The sequence below is a fragment of the Burkholderia sp. Ac-20345 genome (assembly GCF_017104825.1).
GTDB classification, from domain to species: domain Bacteria; phylum Pseudomonadota; class Gammaproteobacteria; order Burkholderiales; family Burkholderiaceae; genus Burkholderia; species Burkholderia lata_B.
Window position 1 is genome coordinate 13,164 of sequence record NZ_JAAGPO010000130.1, and the last position, 16,043, is coordinate 29,206.

Annotated in this window: 18 protein-coding genes, 1 tRNA gene and 1 riboswitch; of the genes, 10 read left to right on the forward strand and 9 right to left on the reverse strand. The window is 66.4% G+C overall.

The annotated features are described in order from the left end of the window. Nucleotides 1-102: 102 nt before the first annotated feature. The 7 genes from yiaA (at nucleotide 103) to G3O06_RS32805 (ending at nucleotide 6,297) form a co-directional block, all read left to right on the forward strand. Nucleotides 103-546 carry an inner membrane protein YiaA gene (gene yiaA, locus G3O06_RS32775; RefSeq protein WP_174913275.1) on the forward strand — a complete coding sequence of 148 codons (444 nt, stop codon included), beginning with the start codon at nucleotides 103-105 and terminating at the stop codon, nucleotides 544-546. A gap of 139 nt (nucleotides 547-685) precedes the next feature. Beyond that, complete coding sequence (locus G3O06_RS32780; RefSeq protein ID WP_241020362.1) at nucleotides 686-1,750, forward strand: glycosyltransferase family 2 protein; 1,065 nt, start codon at nucleotides 686-688, stop codon at nucleotides 1,748-1,750. A gap of 72 nt (nucleotides 1,751-1,822) precedes the next feature. Then, nucleotides 1,823-2,839, forward strand: coding sequence for a hypothetical protein (locus G3O06_RS32785; protein WP_205818701.1), 1,017 nt, complete (start codon nucleotides 1,823-1,825; stop codon nucleotides 2,837-2,839). After that, entirely contained in the window at nucleotides 2,836-3,585 is a 750-nt protein-coding gene (locus G3O06_RS32790) for a hypothetical protein (RefSeq protein ID WP_205818702.1), read from the forward strand. Before G3O06_RS32785 ends, G3O06_RS32790 begins: the two co-directional genes overlap by 4 nt. Beyond that, complete coding sequence (locus G3O06_RS32795) at nucleotides 3,582-4,739, forward strand: hypothetical protein (RefSeq protein WP_205818703.1); 1,158 nt, start codon at nucleotides 3,582-3,584, stop codon at nucleotides 4,737-4,739. Before G3O06_RS32790 ends, G3O06_RS32795 begins: the two co-directional genes overlap by 4 nt. Then, entirely contained in the window at nucleotides 4,715-5,353 is a 639-nt protein-coding gene (locus G3O06_RS32800; RefSeq protein ID WP_241020363.1) for a phosphatase PAP2 family protein, read from the forward strand. The genes G3O06_RS32795 and G3O06_RS32800 overlap by 25 nt, the downstream gene beginning before the upstream one ends. Beyond that, nucleotides 5,350-6,297 (forward strand): fatty acid desaturase family protein, encoded by a 948-nt coding sequence (locus G3O06_RS32805; protein ID WP_205818704.1) that lies wholly within the window; start codon nucleotides 5,350-5,352, stop codon nucleotides 6,295-6,297. Before G3O06_RS32800 ends, G3O06_RS32805 begins: the two co-directional genes overlap by 4 nt. Before the next feature lie 160 nt (nucleotides 6,298-6,457). Here G3O06_RS32805 and G3O06_RS32810 read toward each other — a convergent pair. The 9 genes from G3O06_RS32810 to G3O06_RS32850 all read right to left on the reverse strand — a co-directional run bounded on the left by G3O06_RS32810 (nucleotide 6,458) and on the right by G3O06_RS32850 (nucleotide 13,002). Beyond that, nucleotides 6,458-6,534: transfer RNA gene (locus G3O06_RS32810), tRNA-Lys, on the reverse strand. A gap of 108 nt (nucleotides 6,535-6,642) precedes the next feature. Next, nucleotides 6,643-7,392 (reverse strand): tol-pal system protein YbgF, encoded by a 750-nt coding sequence (gene ybgF / locus G3O06_RS32815; RefSeq protein WP_174913255.1) that lies wholly within the window; start codon nucleotides 7,390-7,392, stop codon nucleotides 6,643-6,645. A gap of 19 nt (nucleotides 7,393-7,411) precedes the next feature. Continuing rightward, the gene (pal, locus tag G3O06_RS32820) at nucleotides 7,412-7,924 is read right to left on the reverse strand and encodes a peptidoglycan-associated lipoprotein Pal (RefSeq protein WP_011351072.1); all 513 of its coding nucleotides are present in this window, start codon (nucleotides 7,922-7,924) and stop codon (nucleotides 7,412-7,414) included. Between the two features lie 17 nt (nucleotides 7,925-7,941). Further along, nucleotides 7,942-9,237 carry a Tol-Pal system beta propeller repeat protein TolB gene (tolB, locus tag G3O06_RS32825; RefSeq protein ID WP_174913252.1) on the reverse strand — a complete coding sequence of 432 codons (1,296 nt, stop codon included), beginning with the start codon at nucleotides 9,235-9,237 and terminating at the stop codon, nucleotides 7,942-7,944. Nucleotides 9,238-9,346: 109 nt separating this feature from the next. Beyond that, a complete protein-coding gene (tolA, locus tag G3O06_RS32830) occupies nucleotides 9,347-10,402 on the reverse strand; it encodes a cell envelope integrity protein TolA (protein WP_174913249.1) in 1,056 nt (351 codons plus the stop codon). Next, nucleotides 10,399-10,848 (reverse strand): protein TolR, encoded by a 450-nt coding sequence (tolR, locus tag G3O06_RS32835; RefSeq protein WP_011351075.1) that lies wholly within the window; start codon nucleotides 10,846-10,848, stop codon nucleotides 10,399-10,401. Before tolR ends, tolA begins: the two co-directional genes overlap by 4 nt. 10 nt (nucleotides 10,849-10,858) lie before the next feature. Then, nucleotides 10,859-11,536 (reverse strand): protein TolQ, encoded by a 678-nt coding sequence (gene tolQ, locus G3O06_RS32840; protein ID WP_021157170.1) that lies wholly within the window; start codon nucleotides 11,534-11,536, stop codon nucleotides 10,859-10,861. 130 nt (nucleotides 11,537-11,666) lie between these two features. Continuing rightward, nucleotides 11,667-12,152, reverse strand: a complete 486-nt coding sequence (ybgC, locus tag G3O06_RS32845) for a tol-pal system-associated acyl-CoA thioesterase (protein ID WP_039361271.1) — start codon at nucleotides 12,150-12,152, stop codon at nucleotides 11,667-11,669. Between the two features lie 103 nt (nucleotides 12,153-12,255). Next, a complete protein-coding gene (locus tag G3O06_RS32850) occupies nucleotides 12,256-13,002 on the reverse strand; it encodes an SDR family NAD(P)-dependent oxidoreductase (RefSeq protein WP_205818705.1) in 747 nt (248 codons plus the stop codon). 180 nt (nucleotides 13,003-13,182) lie between these two features. Then, nucleotides 13,183-13,283: riboswitch (ZMP/ZTP riboswitch) on the forward strand. 137 nt (nucleotides 13,284-13,420) lie between these two features. On the opposite strand from G3O06_RS32850, the gene glyA reads away from it, so the two are divergent. The 3 genes from glyA to G3O06_RS32865 all read left to right on the forward strand — a co-directional run bounded on the left by glyA (nucleotide 13,421) and on the right by G3O06_RS32865 (nucleotide 15,870). Next, nucleotides 13,421-14,668, forward strand: a complete 1,248-nt coding sequence (gene glyA / locus G3O06_RS32855) for a serine hydroxymethyltransferase (RefSeq protein ID WP_021157166.1) — start codon at nucleotides 13,421-13,423, stop codon at nucleotides 14,666-14,668. Between the two features lie 6 nt (nucleotides 14,669-14,674). After that, nucleotides 14,675-15,154, forward strand: coding sequence for a transcriptional regulator NrdR (nrdR, locus tag G3O06_RS32860; RefSeq protein WP_050011738.1), 480 nt, complete (start codon nucleotides 14,675-14,677; stop codon nucleotides 15,152-15,154). A gap of 152 nt (nucleotides 15,155-15,306) precedes the next feature. After that, a complete protein-coding gene (locus G3O06_RS32865; protein ID WP_174913241.1) occupies nucleotides 15,307-15,870 on the forward strand; it encodes a GspH/FimT family pseudopilin in 564 nt (187 codons plus the stop codon). The last annotated feature ends 173 nt before the right edge of the window (nucleotides 15,871-16,043 follow it).

The following is a 16,043-nucleotide window of genomic DNA, read 5'->3' on the forward strand; positions in this document are numbered from 1 at the left end:
ACTGCAAGCCAGGTTGCCGTGGCACGCGTCAAAGCTGCTACCATGCGCGAAACGCAGTTCAACGAAAACGATTTCGAACAAGAAGAAAGAGAGGGCAAAGCAATGAACCAGACCACCATCCAGCAGCCGTCGTTCGCGTTCGTGGCCGCATCGTGGGCCGCGCTGCTCGCCGGGTTCGCGGCATTCCTGATCGGTCTCTGGAACGCCGGCATGCAGCTCAACGAGAAGGGCTATTACTTCACCGTGCTGGTGTTCGGCCTCTATGCGGCGATCTCGCTGCAGAAGAGCGTCCGCGATCGCGCGGAAGGCATTCCCGTCACCGGCATCTACTACGGCCTCAGCTGGATCGCGCTGCTGCTGTCGATCGCGCTGCTGGTCGTCGGCCTCTTCAATGCGACGCTGCAACTGAGCGAGAAGGGCTTCTACGCGATGTCGTTCGTGCTCGCACTGTTCGGCTCGGTGGCCGTGCAGAAGAACACGCGCGACCTGCAGAACGCGAAGCCGCGCTATACCGACGCCGATTCGGCGCCGTCCGTCCAGGAGTGACGGCACGCGAGGCGGGCGCCTTCCAGGCCGCCCGTTTTGCGACGACGGTCGCGGGCGGCCCGCATTCGCCGGTGCGCCGCGGGCTCCCCGCCCATTCGTTTCATCCATGCCGTCGCGCATGACGATGGAGATATTCCGGATGCCAGATTTCACAGAAACCACGCGGCACACCCGCGCGGCTGCCCGTTCGATGGCGGCGAGCGCCGCGCTCGTGCTGGAGACGAACAACCTGCGCGGCGGCGCAGGCCTCGCGCAGGCCGTGGACAGCCTGAAGCGCCTCGTATCGGCGCTGTCGAACCAGACCGTGCCGCCCGCGGCACTCGCGCAATGGATCATCACGCATGACGGCCTGCCGGCCGATGCGTGCGCGGAGATCGCCGCGCTGGCCGGCCGCCCGATCGACTTCGTGGAGATCGGTGCGAGTACCGGCTACTACGATGCGAAGAACGACGGGTTCGATCGCGTCGACGCGTCCCGCTGTGACATCGTCGTGTTCGGCGATGCCGATTGCCGGCCGGCCGACGACTGGCTCGAGCACCTGCTCGCACCGTTCGCGCGCGAAGCCGACGATGCGCCCGTCGCCGTGGCGGGGCGCACCAGCTATGCGCCGAACGTGCTCGGCATCGCGCTGACGTCGATCGATTTCATGTATTTCCCGAGCCCGCTGCACGACGGCGCGACGCGCAATTTCTATGCGAACAACGTCGCGTTCCGGCGTGATGTGTTCGCGCAATTCCGCTACGAGCCACTCGACGGCGTCTATCGCGCGCATTGCCAAGTAATGGGGTTGCGGATGCAGGCAGCCGGCGTGGCAGTCGAGTTCGCGCCGGCCGCTCACACCGAACATCGGCTGCCGGACACGCATCGCGAATCGCTGAAGCTGCGCTGGATGCGCGGCGAGGACAGCGTCGGGCTGACGCCGTATCTCGTGAATGCGTACCTGCCGCGCGGATGGCAGTGGCTCGGCCGCAGCGGCCCGCTCGGCCCGTTCTGCGTGATGGCCATGCGGCTCGGCTACAGCCTGCGCGCGCTCAATCGCCAGCAACTGCCGCAGTTGGGCGCTGCCCGCTATCTCGCGGCCGTCGGCGTCACGATCGCGGCGTCCGCCGTCGATACGCTCGGCGCGCTCGCGCGCGGTTTCGGTCTCGCCGGGCGCGCGTCGGCCCGGCGCGATCTCGAAGCGCTTTCCTACCACCGTCATTGAACCGGCGCCGCGCATCGCGCGCGGCCATGACACACCGATACCCCGGCACTCCGCATCCATCCGACAACGACCATGCCCTCTCTCGCCACCCGTATTGCCTGCCTCGCCCTGTTTGCCGCCAGCGCCGGCGCCCATGCCGCGCCGGTCGATCATGCGGGGCGCGGGATCTACCACTTCGCGTCGCAAAGCGGCTGCCCGTTCGCGAGCGCGGCCGCCACGGACTGCAACCGCGTCGCGCTCGATGCGCCGGACGTTCACGCGAGTATCGATACCGATGCGCACACGATCGTCTTTTCGAGCGATGCGACGCGCCGCACGAAGGACGTGCTCGGTGACGTGCTGCTGCAGGGTACGGGCGTCGACGGCGAGGGCCGGCGCGTGCCGTTGAGCGTGCACGTGCTGCTGCGTCGCAACGACGCGAAATGGGATCGCGACGTGTACGTCCATGCGCCCGTGCACGGCACGTTCGCCGACGTCCGGATCGATCCGTATCGCGTGCGCGTGAAGGAGGGGGAGGGCGAGCGCGACGTGCTCACGCCGGAGGAAACGCTGGCGCTGTTCGCGCATCCGTCGCTGGCATCGCGTCTCGCGCGGCATTTCGTGAAGGTGAGTGCAACCGATCCGAAGCAGCCGTCGGTGGACGACATCACGATCGCGCTCGGCGTCGGCGGCCTGACGAAGTCGGTCGCGCGCGCGAGCTTTGCGTCGAACGCGCCGCACGATGCCGACGTCGATCGCGCACTCGCGTCCGGCACGTGGACGATTCGTTTCGATGCGCTGAGCAATCACATTCCGGTGTGGGTCGCGCAGCGCGAGCTGTTCCTGTTCGGCCTCGACGGCAGCGCGCTCGTGAAGGACATGCGTGCGCGCGGCTTCAAGAAGAACGACCGGATCGAATTCGGCGCGCGCGACGGCAACGGCTATCTGCGCGTGAATGGCCGCGAGGAGGCATTCGCGGGTGCGACCGCGTCCGCGCATGCGTTCATGCAGGAAAGCTTCATCGGCCTGATCCTTGGATGGCGTCGCGATCCTGCCGCCGCTGCGGCGTCCGCGACGAAATCCGCGTCCGTCCGGGGCGTGCCGGCATGACTACGGCAGGCGAACTGCCGGCGGCGCCGCAGGCGGCGCACGACGCGCGCTTCGACTGTCTCGACGCGCCCGCACCGCGCGGCGTGGCGCGGCTACGCGCGTACCTCGTCGATCGCATCAAGCGGGCGGCGATCCGGCAGCTTCATCGCAGCACACATGGCGAGCGCTGGGTGCTGCGCATGTACCTGATCGGCGAGGAAGCGACCGAGTGCGCGTTGCACGAGGACTGGACCGGACAGCCGCCGGACTGGCTTGCGCCGCGGATCGAGCAGCATCTCGCGGACGAGCGTCGCCACGCGGCTGCGTTTGCCGAGGCGCTGCGCGTACGGGGTGTCGCGCCGTCGACCGCGCCGCATGAGCCCGACTGGCTGAGCCGGCGCAAGATCATGCGATGGCGCCGGCTCGCGCAGCGCCATGCGCCGCATTTCTCGCAAGGCGTGCTCGTGCCGGCCTATGCGACGGGTCTGTGCGCGGAGCAGATGGCGATGCGCGTGCTTGCGCGCCACTGCGCGACGATCGGTGCCGCGCATCCGCTGTATCCGTTGCTCTCGCGCGTGCTCGCCGACGAGACGCGGCATGTCCGGCTTTGCTCGGATACGCTGCGACGTCTCGTTGCGCCGTCCGAGACCGCGCATCTCGCCACGTTGCTGAACGAGATCCGCGCGATCGAAGCCGGTTTCGGCGTGACCGGCGCGCTGGCGATGGTCGCGGCCGGCTGGTTCCAGTCACTTCGCCCGCGAGCATGATGTCGCGGATCGTCTATCTGGCGACGGCCGACGCGCGCGGCCACCTGATGCGCGCGCAACTGCTCGTGCACGCGCTGCGTGCGGCCGGCGCGCAGGTCGACGTGTGGACGACGTCCGATGCGGGGCAGGCATTCCTGGCTGCGTTCGATATCGACGCGGCCGTGCTGTCCCGTCACTACGCGGTGCAGTTCGACGAACGGCAGAACATGCTGCGCGACGCGACCGATCGCAATGTCGCGCACTACGTGTTCAGGCCGACGCGCATGCTGCGCGACATCGCGCGGCTGCGTGCGATCGTCCGCGATGCGGATCTCGTGATCAACGACTCGTTTCATCCTGCGCTGCTGTTCATGGGCGCGATGCCGGGCTGGCGGCACCGCATCGTCCACGTGTATGGCGGCAGCCTGCGCCGTGCGTTGACCGCGAATTTCGATGCGCGGCTGCCACGCGTGCTGGCGCGTGCTTTCGCGCGGATCGTGGACTGGCAGATCGATTCGGCGCGATGCTGCATCGAACACGATTTTGCGTACGACGCCGCCGACGAAGTCCGGCGATCGCGCGCGCATTGCCGGCTGCCGACGCCGGTGCCGATCGTCGCAGAATTGCCGGCTTCGGAGCCGGCTGCCGCAGCCGTTTATTTGAACCCGCACTTCCGCGATATCGCGCTCGCCGATGCATTGTCGGCCGGCATGCGCGACGCGGGGCTCGCCACGCACCGTGTGGGCGAGGGCTACGCCGGGCACGACGGCTGGACCGGCGTCGACGCCGACTGGGCGACGCGCGCCGCCCATGCACCGCTGATCGTATCGGCACCCGGCATGGCCGCGCTGTCGATCGCACGCGTGTACCGCCGCCCGATCCTGCTCGTGCAGTCCGACCAGCCCGAGCAGGCGAGCAACGCCGCGCGCGCCGCGCGGCTGCAACTCGTGCACCGCGTCGTCACGTGGCGCGGCGATGCGGCCGCGTTCCGGCGGGAAGTCGGGCAGGCCGCAGCCGAACTGATGCGCAATCCCGGCACGCAGGCAGGCACGATCGCCGGCCGCGAGCATGCACGTTCACGCGTGGATGCATGGACGTCGCGCCTCCTCGCGCTGGGTCCGCGTGCGCAGGTGGCCGATACGAAGACGCGATGCGAGGCGCCGGCATCACGATGAATTCGCTGTCGTTTCGAGATGATCGGCGGCCCGATATCCGGCAGATGCTGGCCGCGACGTTCGGCATGGCAGCCGGCCTCGCGATTTTTTTTCTGCTGGAGCGCAGCGTCACGCCGCGCTACGTGTTTGCCACGGCGATCGACGCGCGGATTCCGTTCATCGCGTGGTCGTGGTTCGTCTATGTCGGCTTCTTTCCGTTCGTGATTGCGCTTGCCGCGTTTGCGCGGCCGCCCGCGTTCGCCGCGTTCAAGGAGGCCGTGCTGATTGCGTTCGTGCTCGGTGTCGTGTGCTTCCTGCTGTTTCCGGAAGCCGTGCCGCGGCCCGACGTCGCGGAGATCGGCAACGCGTTCGTGCGCCACCGTCTCGCACGCATGTGGCAGCTCGATCTCGCGGCCAACGGTTTTCCGAGCCTGCATGTCGCGGTGACCTGCCTTGCCTGCCGGATGCTGGCGGACCGGCGGCGAATCGTGACGGTGGGGGTCGGCGTGCTGATCTGCGCGTCGACGCTGACGCTCAAGCAGCATACGGTGGCCGATGTGCTGGGCGGTGTGGCGCTCGCGATGGTCAGTGCGCTGTGGGTCGAGCGGCGTTCGCTGCGCAGGAGGCTCGCGTGACGGATACCCATGTTCACCCTGCCGGGTCGAATGCGGAGCTTGCGCAGTTCGTACCCGATCCCGCGTTGTTTCGCGTGAGCGCGTCGCGTGTCGGCGCGGCGCTGGCTGGCGACTGGCTGATGATCGCCGCTGCGTTCGTGGCTGCGATCGCGTTTGCGCATCCACTCGTGTACGTGTTGGCCGCGATCGTGATCGCACGCAGCCAGCTTGCGCTCGCGGTGATGATGCACGAAGGCGCGCACGGGTTGCTGGCGCGGAACCGGCGTGTCAACGACGCGCTGGGCCAACTGTTCGCGGCCGGCCCGTTGTGGCTGTCGCTGCGCACGTATCGTGCAGGCCACCTGAAGCACCATCGCGCACCGATGCAGTCGGACGATCCGGTCGCGCTGCTGTTCGGCGTGCACGACTATCCGGTAACACGCGGGCGGCTGATCGGCCGCCTGCTCGCGTATGCGTGCGGGATCGGCTACGTGACGAGTGTCGTGAAGCTCGCCCGTGGCGAGTTTGCGCATGCGCTGCCGAAGGTCCGGAAGTCGCGCGCGTATGCCGCGTGGGAAGTCGCGTCGATGCTGGCCGGCAACGGTGTGCTGTTCGGCGCGCTGGCATGGGCAGGACATCCGCTACTGTACGTCACGTTGTGGATCGTGCCGTCCGTCACGCTGCTGCCGCTCGCCGGACAGGTGCGCGCGATCTTCGAGCATGCAGGGCTGCCGGCGTGTGCCGACCAGAGCCGTAACGCGCGCACGATCGTCCGGCGTTCGTGGCAGACGTTCCTGTTCGGCCCGCACGCGATTCATTTTCATATCGAACATCACCTGTTCGCGCGGATGCCGTTCCATAACCTGCCGGTCGTGCATCGGCAGCTCGCGCAGCGGCAGTTGCTGCCTGACGGCAATCTGTACGCGGGATACGGTGGCGTGCTGCGCGACGTCAGTGCGCGCTGACGTACGGGCGGGGCATTGCGTGCCCCGTCCGGTAGCGGAGTCGGGAGGGCGCGGCTGAATGTGTGGCAGGCATCACCGGGATGCCACGCATCGACACGAATGCGGCAGACGCAAAAAAGCCTCCGCTTGGGAGGCTTTAATTTGCACTATCAAAGATAGTTGGTAGGGTGGGAGGGACTCGAACCCTCGACTCTCTGATTAAAAGTCAGATACTCTAACCAACTGAGTTACCACCCCACGTTCTTGAAACCTGTTGGTTCGTTGCTTCAACAACTTGGCGAACGACCCAAAGAGCAAAAGATTATAGCGACGGATTGTCAGGCTGTCAACAACCCGCCGCGATAATTATTTGATCGTCTCGAGCTTGCCCTGCGCGGTCTGCGCAGCGTTCGACCCGCCGTACTGCGACACGACCTGCTCGAACGTCTTCTTCGCGGCCGCCTTCTGGCCTTGTTCGAGCTGGTTCGTGCCGATTGCCACGAGGGCGTCGGCTGCGCGCGGGTGCTGCGGGAACTTGCTGACGATCCCTTGCCACGTTGCAGTTGAGCCGCGGTAGTCGCGCAGCGCGTATTGCGCATTGCCGTACCAGTACTGCGCGGTCGGCTGGTAGGGGCTCTGCGGATACTTCGCGATGAACGCGCGGAACGAAGCCGCCGCCGCCTTGAAGTTGCCGTTGCGGAACTGCTGCTGCGCCGCACTGAGCGCATCCGTTTCACCCGGCTGCACGGTGCCTTCGACACCATCGATCGTCGCCTGCTGCGGCTCGAACTTCTTGAGCCGTGTGTCGAGATCCTGGTAGTACTCCTTCTGCTGCCGCTCGAGCGTCGTCAGCCGGTTCGTCAGATCCTCGTTCTCGCCGCGCAGCGTCGCGACCTGCTGATTCAGCTGGTCGAGACGGCCGGATTGATCGAGGATCGTACGCTGGGCGGCGGACAACTGGCTCGCCAGGTTGTCGGTCTTGCTGCGCAGATCGAGCACGGCGCGGCGCGCTTCGTTGTCGTCGAACACGCCGGCGTGCGCCGGCGCGGCCGACCACGCCGCGCCGGCGACGCAGAATGCTGCGGCAACGCGCAGCAGGGATACACGGTGCGTCATACGGCGATTCTTCCGTTACTTACTGTTGGTAGACGAGGTCGGCGCGACGGTTCTGCGCCCACGATGCTTCGTCGTGACCCGCTGCCTGCGGCTTTTCCTTGCCGAGGCTCACCGCTTCCATTTGCGAATCGTTCACGCCGAGCAGTGCCATCGCACGACGGACGGCTTCCGCACGCTTCTGGCCCAGCGCGAGGTTGTACTCGCTCGTGCCGCGTTCGTCGGTGTTGCCCTGGATCAGCACGTGGCGCTGCGGGTGGCTCTTGAGGTACTGAGCGTGCTGCTGCATCAGCGGCTGGTACTCGTCCTTCACCGAATAGCTGTCGAAGTCGAAGTAGATGCTGCGCTTCGCGAGCGGGCTGTTCGGGTCGTTCAGCGGATCGACGTTCACCTGAGCGACGTTGTCGGCGCTCGGTTGCGTGCTGACTGCACCCGCGTTGTTTGCCTTGTCGTCGAGCTTCACGCCCGACTTGCACGCTGCGAGCGCGCTGATCATCATCACGGCCAGGGCCAGACGAGCTTTATTCGACATCATGTTTACTCTCCTTGTGGTCATTGCATGAAGGGCCCCCACGACGGCTCACGAACGGAGCCGCCCTGGACGGACAGGATTTGCGGCGGCGCGCTGCCGTCGGAGGGCACTGCTGCCAGAACATTGCGACCACCCGACTGGGTAGCGTACAGAAGGTACTGGCCGTTTGCCGCGAAGCTCGGCGATTCGTCGCGATTCGTATTCGTGATGGCGTTCGCCGCGCCCGATTGCAGATCCTGAACGTACAGCTTGAAGCCCCCGCCCGTGCGGGAGATGTAAGCGAGCAGCTTGCCGTCCGGGCTGATGCGCGGACTCGTGTTGTAGCTGCCGGTGAAGGTCACGCGCTGCGCCGCGCCGGCGCTTTCGCCCTGCGCGGGCATCCGGTAGATCTGCGGCGCGCCGCCGCGATCGCTCGTGAAGTAGATCCAGCGGCCGTCCGGCGAGTAGAACGGCTCGGTGTCGATCGAGCTGCTCTGCGTGAGACGGCGCAGGCCGCCGCCGGTCGAGTTGACCGTATAGATTTGCGTATTGCCCGACAGCGACAGCGCGACGGCCAGCGTGTTGCTGTCCGGCGACCATGCCGGTGCGCTGTTGTTGCCCTTCTGGTCGGAGACGATGTAGCGGCGGCCGGTCGGCAGGTCGTGGATGTAGACGATCGGCTTCTTGCGCTCGAACGACACGTACGCGACCTTCGTGCCGCTCGGCGACCAGGACGGCGAGATGATCGGCTCGGTGCTCGACAGCGCGATGCGCGCGTTCTGGCCGTCCGAATCCGAGATCTGCAGCTGGTAGCGGTTACCGGTCTTGATCACGTACGACAGGCGCGTGGCGAACACGCCGCGCACGCCGAGCAGCTTCTGGTAGATGTAGTCGGCGATCTTGTGGCCGGCCGTGCGCAGCGTGGTGTCGGTGGCCGTCAGCGACAGGCCGCCGAGGCTTTGCTGCTTCACGGTGTCGTACAGGATGAAGTTGACCTTGTACTGGCCGTTCGCCTCGCGGTTCACGCTGCCGGCGACGAACGCATTGGCGCCCTTGGCCTTCCATGCGCCGAGATCGACCGATGCGGACTCCGGCACGGGCGTGCTGCCTGCGTCGATGTTGGTGAATTTGCCACTGCGGGCGAGGTCGGCGCGGACGATCGACGTGACCTGCTGCGGCAGGTTCGCCTCGTTCGCGAAATTCGCGGTGGCGATGGGGAACTGGGTCGACCCGACACCGGTGATCAGCACGTTGACCTGGGCGTTAGCGGCGCTGCCCGCCGTAATCAGACACGAGGCCACGAGTGCCCTGAAACCTAGCTTTGTCATCAAACTCATGCTTGTTGCTTCCCGTATGACTTGGATCGCTGCGCAACGGCAGAGACAGTAAAAATACCCGATTCGTTCCCGTCCGACAGCGACGCCCGGAGTGTAAGCGCATTTCCTTTCACTCCGCTGCCTTGAAGGTAATCGTAATGTCCGACGGGGTACGACCGTTAGAATCGGGCGGCAACGGGACCGATGCGTGGATCGCATTGACCACGGCTTGATCCCACCCCGAATTCCCGCTGGAACGGGAAACCGATGCGCTCAATACGTCACCGGACGGCGTGCACCGAATCTTGACGACGGTGGTCAGGCCTGCTCGCTCACCGCCCCAAACGATGTTCGGTTTGACGCGGCGGCGCACCTTGTCGGCATAGCCGGGCGTAGCGGCATTGCCGCCTGAGCCCGTGCCAGTGCCACTTTTCGCGAGGCCCTCGCCGCCGCCTTCACCGGCGCCGGACTGGCCCTGCATCTGCGCGAGGCGCGCGCTGCGCTCGCGGTCGAGCTTTGCGTTCGCCGCCGCGTTGGCCTTCGCGCGCGCCGTGGCTTCGGCCTTCGCCTTGGCCTGGGCTTCCGCCTTTGCCTTCGCGGCCGCGTCGGCCTTCGCCTTCGCCGCCTGCTGCGCTTCGAGCTGCGCCTGCTTCTGTTGCTGGAGTTTCTGCTGTTCGAGCTTCTGCTGCTCGGCGAGCTGCTGTTGCTTGAGCTTGTCGGCCTGCTTCTGCTTGTCGCGTTCCGCGGCCTTCTGCGCGGCGAGCGCGGCTGCCTGCTGCGCCGCGAGCTGCGCGCGCCGGGTTTCCTCTTCCTGCTGGGCCTTCAGTTGCTGCGCGCGGCGCTGCTGCTCGAGCAGCGCTTCACGCGCGGCCGCTTCCTGCTGCCGCTTCTTCTGCTGCAACGCGATGTCGGCCTGCTCGTCGCGCACCGGAGGAGCGGGCGGCGCGACCTTCACGGGCGGTGCGGGTGTCACGACGGGCCGGGGCGCGGGGACATCGGGCACCTCGGTCCACAACTCGGCTTCGGCGCCGGCCGGCGTGCTGTTCTGCCACTGCACGCCGTGATAGAGGAACAGCGCGAGCAGCATGTGCATCAGCGCGGCAAGCGCGAATGCGCGCCAGGTGCCGCGCTCGCGGGGAGGCCGAGGCGGGTAGGCGGAGCTGCGCGTGGATTGCTGCCGGGTCATTGCGATTTGACGAGGAGGCCGACGCGCTTGACGCCGCGCGCCTTCAGATCGGACATCACGGTCATGACCGCATCGTACTGCACGGTCTTGTCGGCCGCGATCACGACCGGCTGGTCGGGATGGTCAGCCTGCCGGGCGACGATGAAGCTGTCGAGCTCGGCCTTCGTCATCGTGTCTTCCTGGGTTGCGCCCGAGTCGCCCTTGTACTTGACGCTCATCGTGCGGTCGGCCTTGATGTTGACGACGACGGGCGGCGTCTGCTCCTGCGGCGCGGCGTTGCCGACGGTCGGCAGGTTGATGATCGACGGGGCGACGAGCGGTGCGGTGACCATGAAGATCACGAGCAGCACCAGCATCACGTCGATGTACGGCACGACGTTGATGTCGGCCATTGCGCGGCGCGAGCGGCCGCCGCGCATGCTGGATCGGATGGGACTTCCTGCCATGGCGTGCTCCTTACTGGGCCTGACGCTGCAGGATGTTCGAGAACTCTTCGATGAAGGTCTCGAAGCGGATCGCGAGGCGGTCGATGTCGTGCGCGTAGCGGTTGTACGCGACCACCGCCGGAATCGCGGCGAACAGGCCGATCGCGGTGGCGACGAGCGCCTCGGCGATGCCCGGCGCGACGTTCGCGAGCGTGGCTTGCTGCACGTTCGCGAGGCCGCGGAACGAGTTCATGATCCCCCAGACCGTGCCGAACAGACCGATGTACGGGCTGACCGAGCCGACCGATGCGAGAAACGCGAGGTTCGCTTCGAGCACGTCCATTTCACGCTGGAACGACGCGCGCATCGCGCGGCGTGCACCGTCAAGCACGAGGCCCGGATCGCTGATGCGCTTTTCCTTCGCCTTCAGGAATTCGCGCATGCCCGATTCGAAGATCCGCTCGAGTGCGCCGATCGTGTGGCGGTTGTTGGCCGCGCTCTGGTACAGCGCCTGCAGGTCGCCGCCCGACCAGAAATCCTTCTCGAAGCGTTCGGTCTGCGCGCGTGCGCGGCGGATCGCGAACCACTTGCGGAAGATGAAGGTCCACGACATCAGCGACAGCAGCAGCAGCAGCCCCATCACGGCCTGGGCCAGCACGCTCGCGTTGAGGACGAGGGAAATGATCGACAGGTCTTGAGAAGTGTTCATAGAGGTTTGAGTAACGTCCCTTCGGGGCGCCCGGTATGCGTGCGGCGCGGCGCGCCGGCCATGCCTGGCGCCGAACCTTGCTTAGTATCGAATCAGAAAGGCAAGTTCATAGGCTTTGTCTAAACGGGGCTCATGCGAGCTTCGTTGACAGTGCAGTCTGCCCGTCGTTGATGACGGGCCCGCGCTGCAGCGCGTCGAGCACGGCCGGCGGGATGGCCGCGGGCCGGATACCGGTACGGTCGACGCAGCCGAGACGGATGTGTCCGGCCACGAGCAACGTGTCTCCGCACCAGGCTTCCTGCGTGAATTCCACCGATGCGCGGCCGATGCGTCCGGGCCGGCTCGTGATCGCGAGGGTGTCGTCGAGTCGCGCCGGCGCGCGGTAGTCGAGCGACGTGCTGCGGACGACGAAGATCGCGTCGGTGTCGTCGGCGAGCTGACGCTGGTCGATGCCGCATGCGCGCAGCCACTCGGTGCGGGCGCGTTCGAAGAACTTCAGGTAGTTGGCATAGAAGACGATGCCGCCTGCGTCGGTATCCTCGTAGTACACGCGCACCGGCCAGATGAAGCCGGACGGCGCTTCCGGGGAGCGGGTAGGCTGGGTCATGGCGCGCATTCTACCGGAAGGCAGGAGCCTGATTCGTAACCGATTCGTAACGGAATGTAGTATGCCGTAGCACACTGCGGGCCGGCCGGGAAGGGGCCGGGCCCGCGTGGCTTCAGCCGCGGTGGACGGTCGGGCCGCCGGGTGCTTGCGCGATCGGCATCAGTTCGATCGTGTTGACGTTGACATGCGCGGGGCGCGTCGCGATCCAGTAGATCGTGTCGGCGATGTCCTCGGGCATGAGCGGCTGGACATTGTTGTAGACGTTCGCCGCCTTGGCGTCGTCGCCGCGATAGCGGATGTTCGAGAATTCGGTGCCGCCGCACAGGCCAGGCTCGATGTCGGTGACGCGCAGCGGCGTGCCGAGCAGGTCGGCGCGCAGGTTCAGGCTGAATTGTCTGACAAACGCTTTGGTCGCGCCGTAGACGTTGCCGCCCGCATAAGGGTACGAACCCGCGACCGAGCCGATATTGAAGATGTGACCGCGGCCACGATCGATCATGCCGGGCAGCAGTGCGTGCGTGACCGTGACGAGGCCCGTGCAGTTCGTGTCGATCATCGTGTGCCATTCGTCGAGGCTGGCCTTTTGGGCCGGCTCGACGCCGAGCGCGAGGCCGGCGTTGTTGACGAGCACGTCGAGTGCCGCGAATTCGGCGGGAAGGGTGGCCGGCACGGCCTCAACGGCCGCGCGATCGCGTACGTCGAGCTCGAGCGGCAGCAGGGAATCGCCGAGTTCGGCGGCGAGTGCATCGAGACGATCCTTGCGGCGCGCGGTAGCGACGACGCGATGGCCTCCCTTGACGAAGGCACGGGCGATGGCGGCGCCGAAGCCGGCGGACGCGCCTGTGACGAACACGATCATTGCTGCTCCTGGTCGATGACAAAATAGCGGGTAGTATCCCGCAAGCCTACTGAGATTGCCGCACCGCGGCAAGGCGGCAAAGCGTTCCGGCACGGGCGCGTAGAGTCTGGCCCCAATTGTGCCCGGTGCACGGCCGCGCGGTTGCCTATTCATGACGCATCCAATACACTAACGCGCTCATCACCCCCGCGTGACTGGCGATAGAACCCTTCGGGTTCAAGGTGGAGCATCCCACCGTGAAGCGCGGGGCGCCGTTTTTGCCGTTCGCCTGGGCAGCCGTTGTGCGCCGTCGCGTGCATCGCCGGTGGCTGTCCTGCCTCGCGTCATACGGATTCTTCCGCCACGTCGAGCTGGTCCCGCCAGCAGCGCACCGTACTCGGCCGCTCCGGTCAACCTGTACACACTTAACGGAAACCGTATGTTTGACAGAGCCCAAAGCACCATTGCGAACGTCGATCCCGAAATCTTTGCCGCGATCGAGCAGGAAAACCGCCGCCAGGAAGATCACATCGAGCTGATCGCGTCGGAAAACTACACGAGCCCGGCCGTGATGGCCGCGCAGGGCTCGCAACTCACGAACAAGTACGCGGAAGGTTATCCGGGCAAGCGCTACTACGGCGGCTGCGAATACGTTGACGTGGTCGAGCAGCTGGCGATCGACCGCGTGAAGCAGCTGTTCGGCGCGGAAGCAGCGAACGTGCAGCCGAACTCGGGTTCGCAGGCGAACCAGGGCGTGTTCTTCGCGATGCTCAAGCCGGGCGACACGATCATGGGCATGAGCCTCGCGCACGGCGGCCACCTGACGCACGGCTCGCCCGTGAACATGTCTGGCAAGTGGTTCAACGTGGTGAGCTACGGCCTGAACGAGAACGAAGACATCGACTACGAAGCCGCCGAGAAGCTCGCGCAGGAACACAAGCCGAAGCTGATCGTCGCGGGCGCATCGGCGTTCTCGCTGAAGATCGATTTCGAACGCCTGGCGAAGATCGCGAAGTCGGTCGGTGCGTACCTGATGGTCGACATGGCGCACTACGCAGGCCTGATCGCAGCGGGCGTGTACCCGAACCCGGTGCCGCACGCGGACTTCGTGACGACGACGACACACAAGAGCCTGCGCGGCCCGCGCGGCGGCGTGATCCTGATGAAGGCGGAGTACGAGAAGCCGATCAACTCGGCGATCTTCCCGGGGATCCAGGGCGGCCCGCTGATGCACGTGATCGCAGGGAAGGCCGTGGCGTTCAAGGAAGCGCTGTCGCCGGAGTTCAAGGCATACCAGGAGAAGGTGGTCGAGAACGCACGCGTGCTGGCTGAAACGCTGGTGAAGCGTGGGCTGCGGATCGTGTCGGGCCGTACGGAAAGCCACGTGATGCTGGTGGACCTGCGTGCGAAGAACATCACCGGCAAGGCAGCGGAAGCGGCACTGGGCGCGGCGCACATCACGGTGAACAAGAACGCGATCCCGAACGATCCGGAAAAGCCGTTCGTGACGAGCGGTGTGCGCCTGGGCTCGCCGGCAATGACGACGCGCGGGTTTGGTCCGGCAGAAGCGGAACAGGTGGGCAACCTGATCGCGGACGTGCTGGACAACCCCGAAGATGCAGCGACGATCGAGCGCGTGCGCGCGCAGGTTGCCGAGCTGACCAAGCGTTTCCCGGTCTATCGCTGATCGACGATGCGCTGCCCGTTCTGCCGGCATGACGACACGCAGGTCGTGGATTCCCGCGTGTCCGAAGATGGCGCCGCGATCCGGCGGCGACGTCGCTGCTCGGCTTGCGACAAGCGCTTCACGACGTACGAGCGGGTCGAGTTGTCCCTGCCGTTCGTCGTGAAGAAGGACGGCAGCCGCACGGAATTCGACCGTCGCAAGATCGTCGCCAGCATGCAACTCGCGCTGCGCAAGCGGCCGGTTGCTGCCGACGCGATCGACGCGGCGGTCGCCCGCATCGAATATCAACTGCTCGCGACAGGCGAGCGCGAAGTGCGTAGCGAGAAGCTCGGCGAACTCGTGATGAACGAGTTGCGCGGCCTCGATACGATCGCTTATGTCCGCTTCGCATCGGTGTATCGCCAGTTCGAGGACGTTTCCGAATTTGCCGACGTGATCGAAGAGTTCCGTCGCGCCTCTCCCGCCAAGACTCCGCGTAAGCGCTGACGCGCTGCGTCCGTTCATCGTCTTCTCCGTTGGTCAGTTCGCGCCGATTGTGTCGGTGGCGATCGCATGCCGCCAGTCGGCCATTCGGCAAATGGCGTGCGTCCGCACGCGTCGCTACAGTCGTCGCATCACCTTGGCGAAGGACGACTGCGATGGAACTGCACGCTCACCCCCTGAAAAATGTGTTGCGACGCTCGCGCGGGTTCACGCTCGTCGAGCTGATGGTCGCCATCTCGCTGGCGGCCGGGCTCGCGCTCTATGCGGCGCCCGCGTTCGACCAGTGGCGCATGCGTGAGCGTGTGGACGCACGCTCGCGTGCGTTGCTCGGTGCGCTGTCGTTTGCACGTACCGAGGCGACGCGTCTCGGCGTGCGCGTCACGCTGTGCCGGGCCGGGAGCGGCAGCACCTGTCTGCGCGCCGGTGAGCGGTGCGATCCGGCCGAATGGTCGTGCGACTGGATCGTCAGCGGGCAGGTCGACGGGCAGTCGCGCGTGCTGCGGCGCTATCCGCGCGATGCCGAAGTGGCCGTCGCGGGTGCCGCGCACGATCTCGCGTTCGCGCCGCCGGTCGGTCAGGCAATCGGTGGCATCCGGCGTTTCGAATTGCGTCCGCGGCGCGACGTGCCGGGGGCTGACGGCGCGCAAGTATCGCGTTGCGTGCGGATCGCGGCAGGCGGTCGGGCGCGGCTTGTCGCCGGCCGCTGCGGCGCTGCGTGAGCGCCATGCGCAACGCAATGCGCGGCACGTCGCTGATCGAAGCGATGCTGGCCATCGCGCTGCTCGCGACCGTAATGATGGCCGTGGCGGGCAGCCAGCTTGCGATGGCGCGTGCGCAGCGCGCGACGATCTGGCGCGAACGCGCGCTGTGGCTGGCCGATGCGCGTATCGAG

Bases quoted from the DNA above. Each gene is read 5' to 3' on its own strand.
- yiaA (WP_174913275.1), top strand. From the start codon at position 103: ATGAACCAGACCACCATCCAGCAGCCGTCGTTCGCGTTCGTGGCCGCA.
- G3O06_RS32780 (WP_241020362.1), top strand. From the start codon at position 686: ATGCCAGATTTCACAGAAACCACGCGGCACACCCGCGCGGCTGCCCGT.
- G3O06_RS32785 (WP_205818701.1), top strand. From the start codon at position 1,823: ATGCCCTCTCTCGCCACCCGTATTGCCTGCCTCGCCCTGTTTGCCGCC.
- G3O06_RS32790 (WP_205818702.1), top strand. From the start codon at position 2,836: ATGACTACGGCAGGCGAACTGCCGGCGGCGCCGCAGGCGGCGCACGAC.
- G3O06_RS32795 (WP_205818703.1), top strand. From the start codon at position 3,582: ATGATGTCGCGGATCGTCTATCTGGCGACGGCCGACGCGCGCGGCCAC.
- G3O06_RS32800 (WP_241020363.1), top strand. From the start codon at position 4,715: ATGCGAGGCGCCGGCATCACGATGAATTCGCTGTCGTTTCGAGATGAT.
- ybgF (WP_174913255.1), bottom strand. From the start codon at position 7,392: ATGACGCACCGTGTATCCCTGCTGCGCGTTGCCGCAGCATTCTGCGTC.
- pal (WP_011351072.1), bottom strand. From the start codon at position 7,924: ATGATGTCGAATAAAGCTCGTCTGGCCCTGGCCGTGATGATGATCAGC.
- tolB (WP_174913252.1), bottom strand. From the start codon at position 9,237: ATGAGTTTGATGACAAAGCTAGGTTTCAGGGCACTCGTGGCCTCGTGT.
- tolA (WP_174913249.1), bottom strand. From the start codon at position 10,402: ATGACCCGGCAGCAATCCACGCGCAGCTCCGCCTACCCGCCTCGGCCT.
- tolR (WP_011351075.1), bottom strand. From the start codon at position 10,848: ATGGCAGGAAGTCCCATCCGATCCAGCATGCGCGGCGGCCGCTCGCGC.
- tolQ (WP_021157170.1), bottom strand. From the start codon at position 11,536: ATGAACACTTCTCAAGACCTGTCGATCATTTCCCTCGTCCTCAACGCG.
- ybgC (WP_039361271.1), bottom strand. From the start codon at position 12,152: ATGCGCGCCATGACCCAGCCTACCCGCTCCCCGGAAGCGCCGTCCGGC.
- G3O06_RS32850 (WP_205818705.1), bottom strand. From the start codon at position 13,002: ATGATCGTGTTCGTCACAGGCGCGTCCGCCGGCTTCGGCGCCGCCATC.
- glyA (WP_021157166.1), top strand. From the start codon at position 13,421: ATGTTTGACAGAGCCCAAAGCACCATTGCGAACGTCGATCCCGAAATC.
- nrdR (WP_050011738.1), top strand. From the start codon at position 14,675: ATGCGCTGCCCGTTCTGCCGGCATGACGACACGCAGGTCGTGGATTCC.
- G3O06_RS32865 (WP_174913241.1), top strand. From the start codon at position 15,307: ATGGAACTGCACGCTCACCCCCTGAAAAATGTGTTGCGACGCTCGCGC.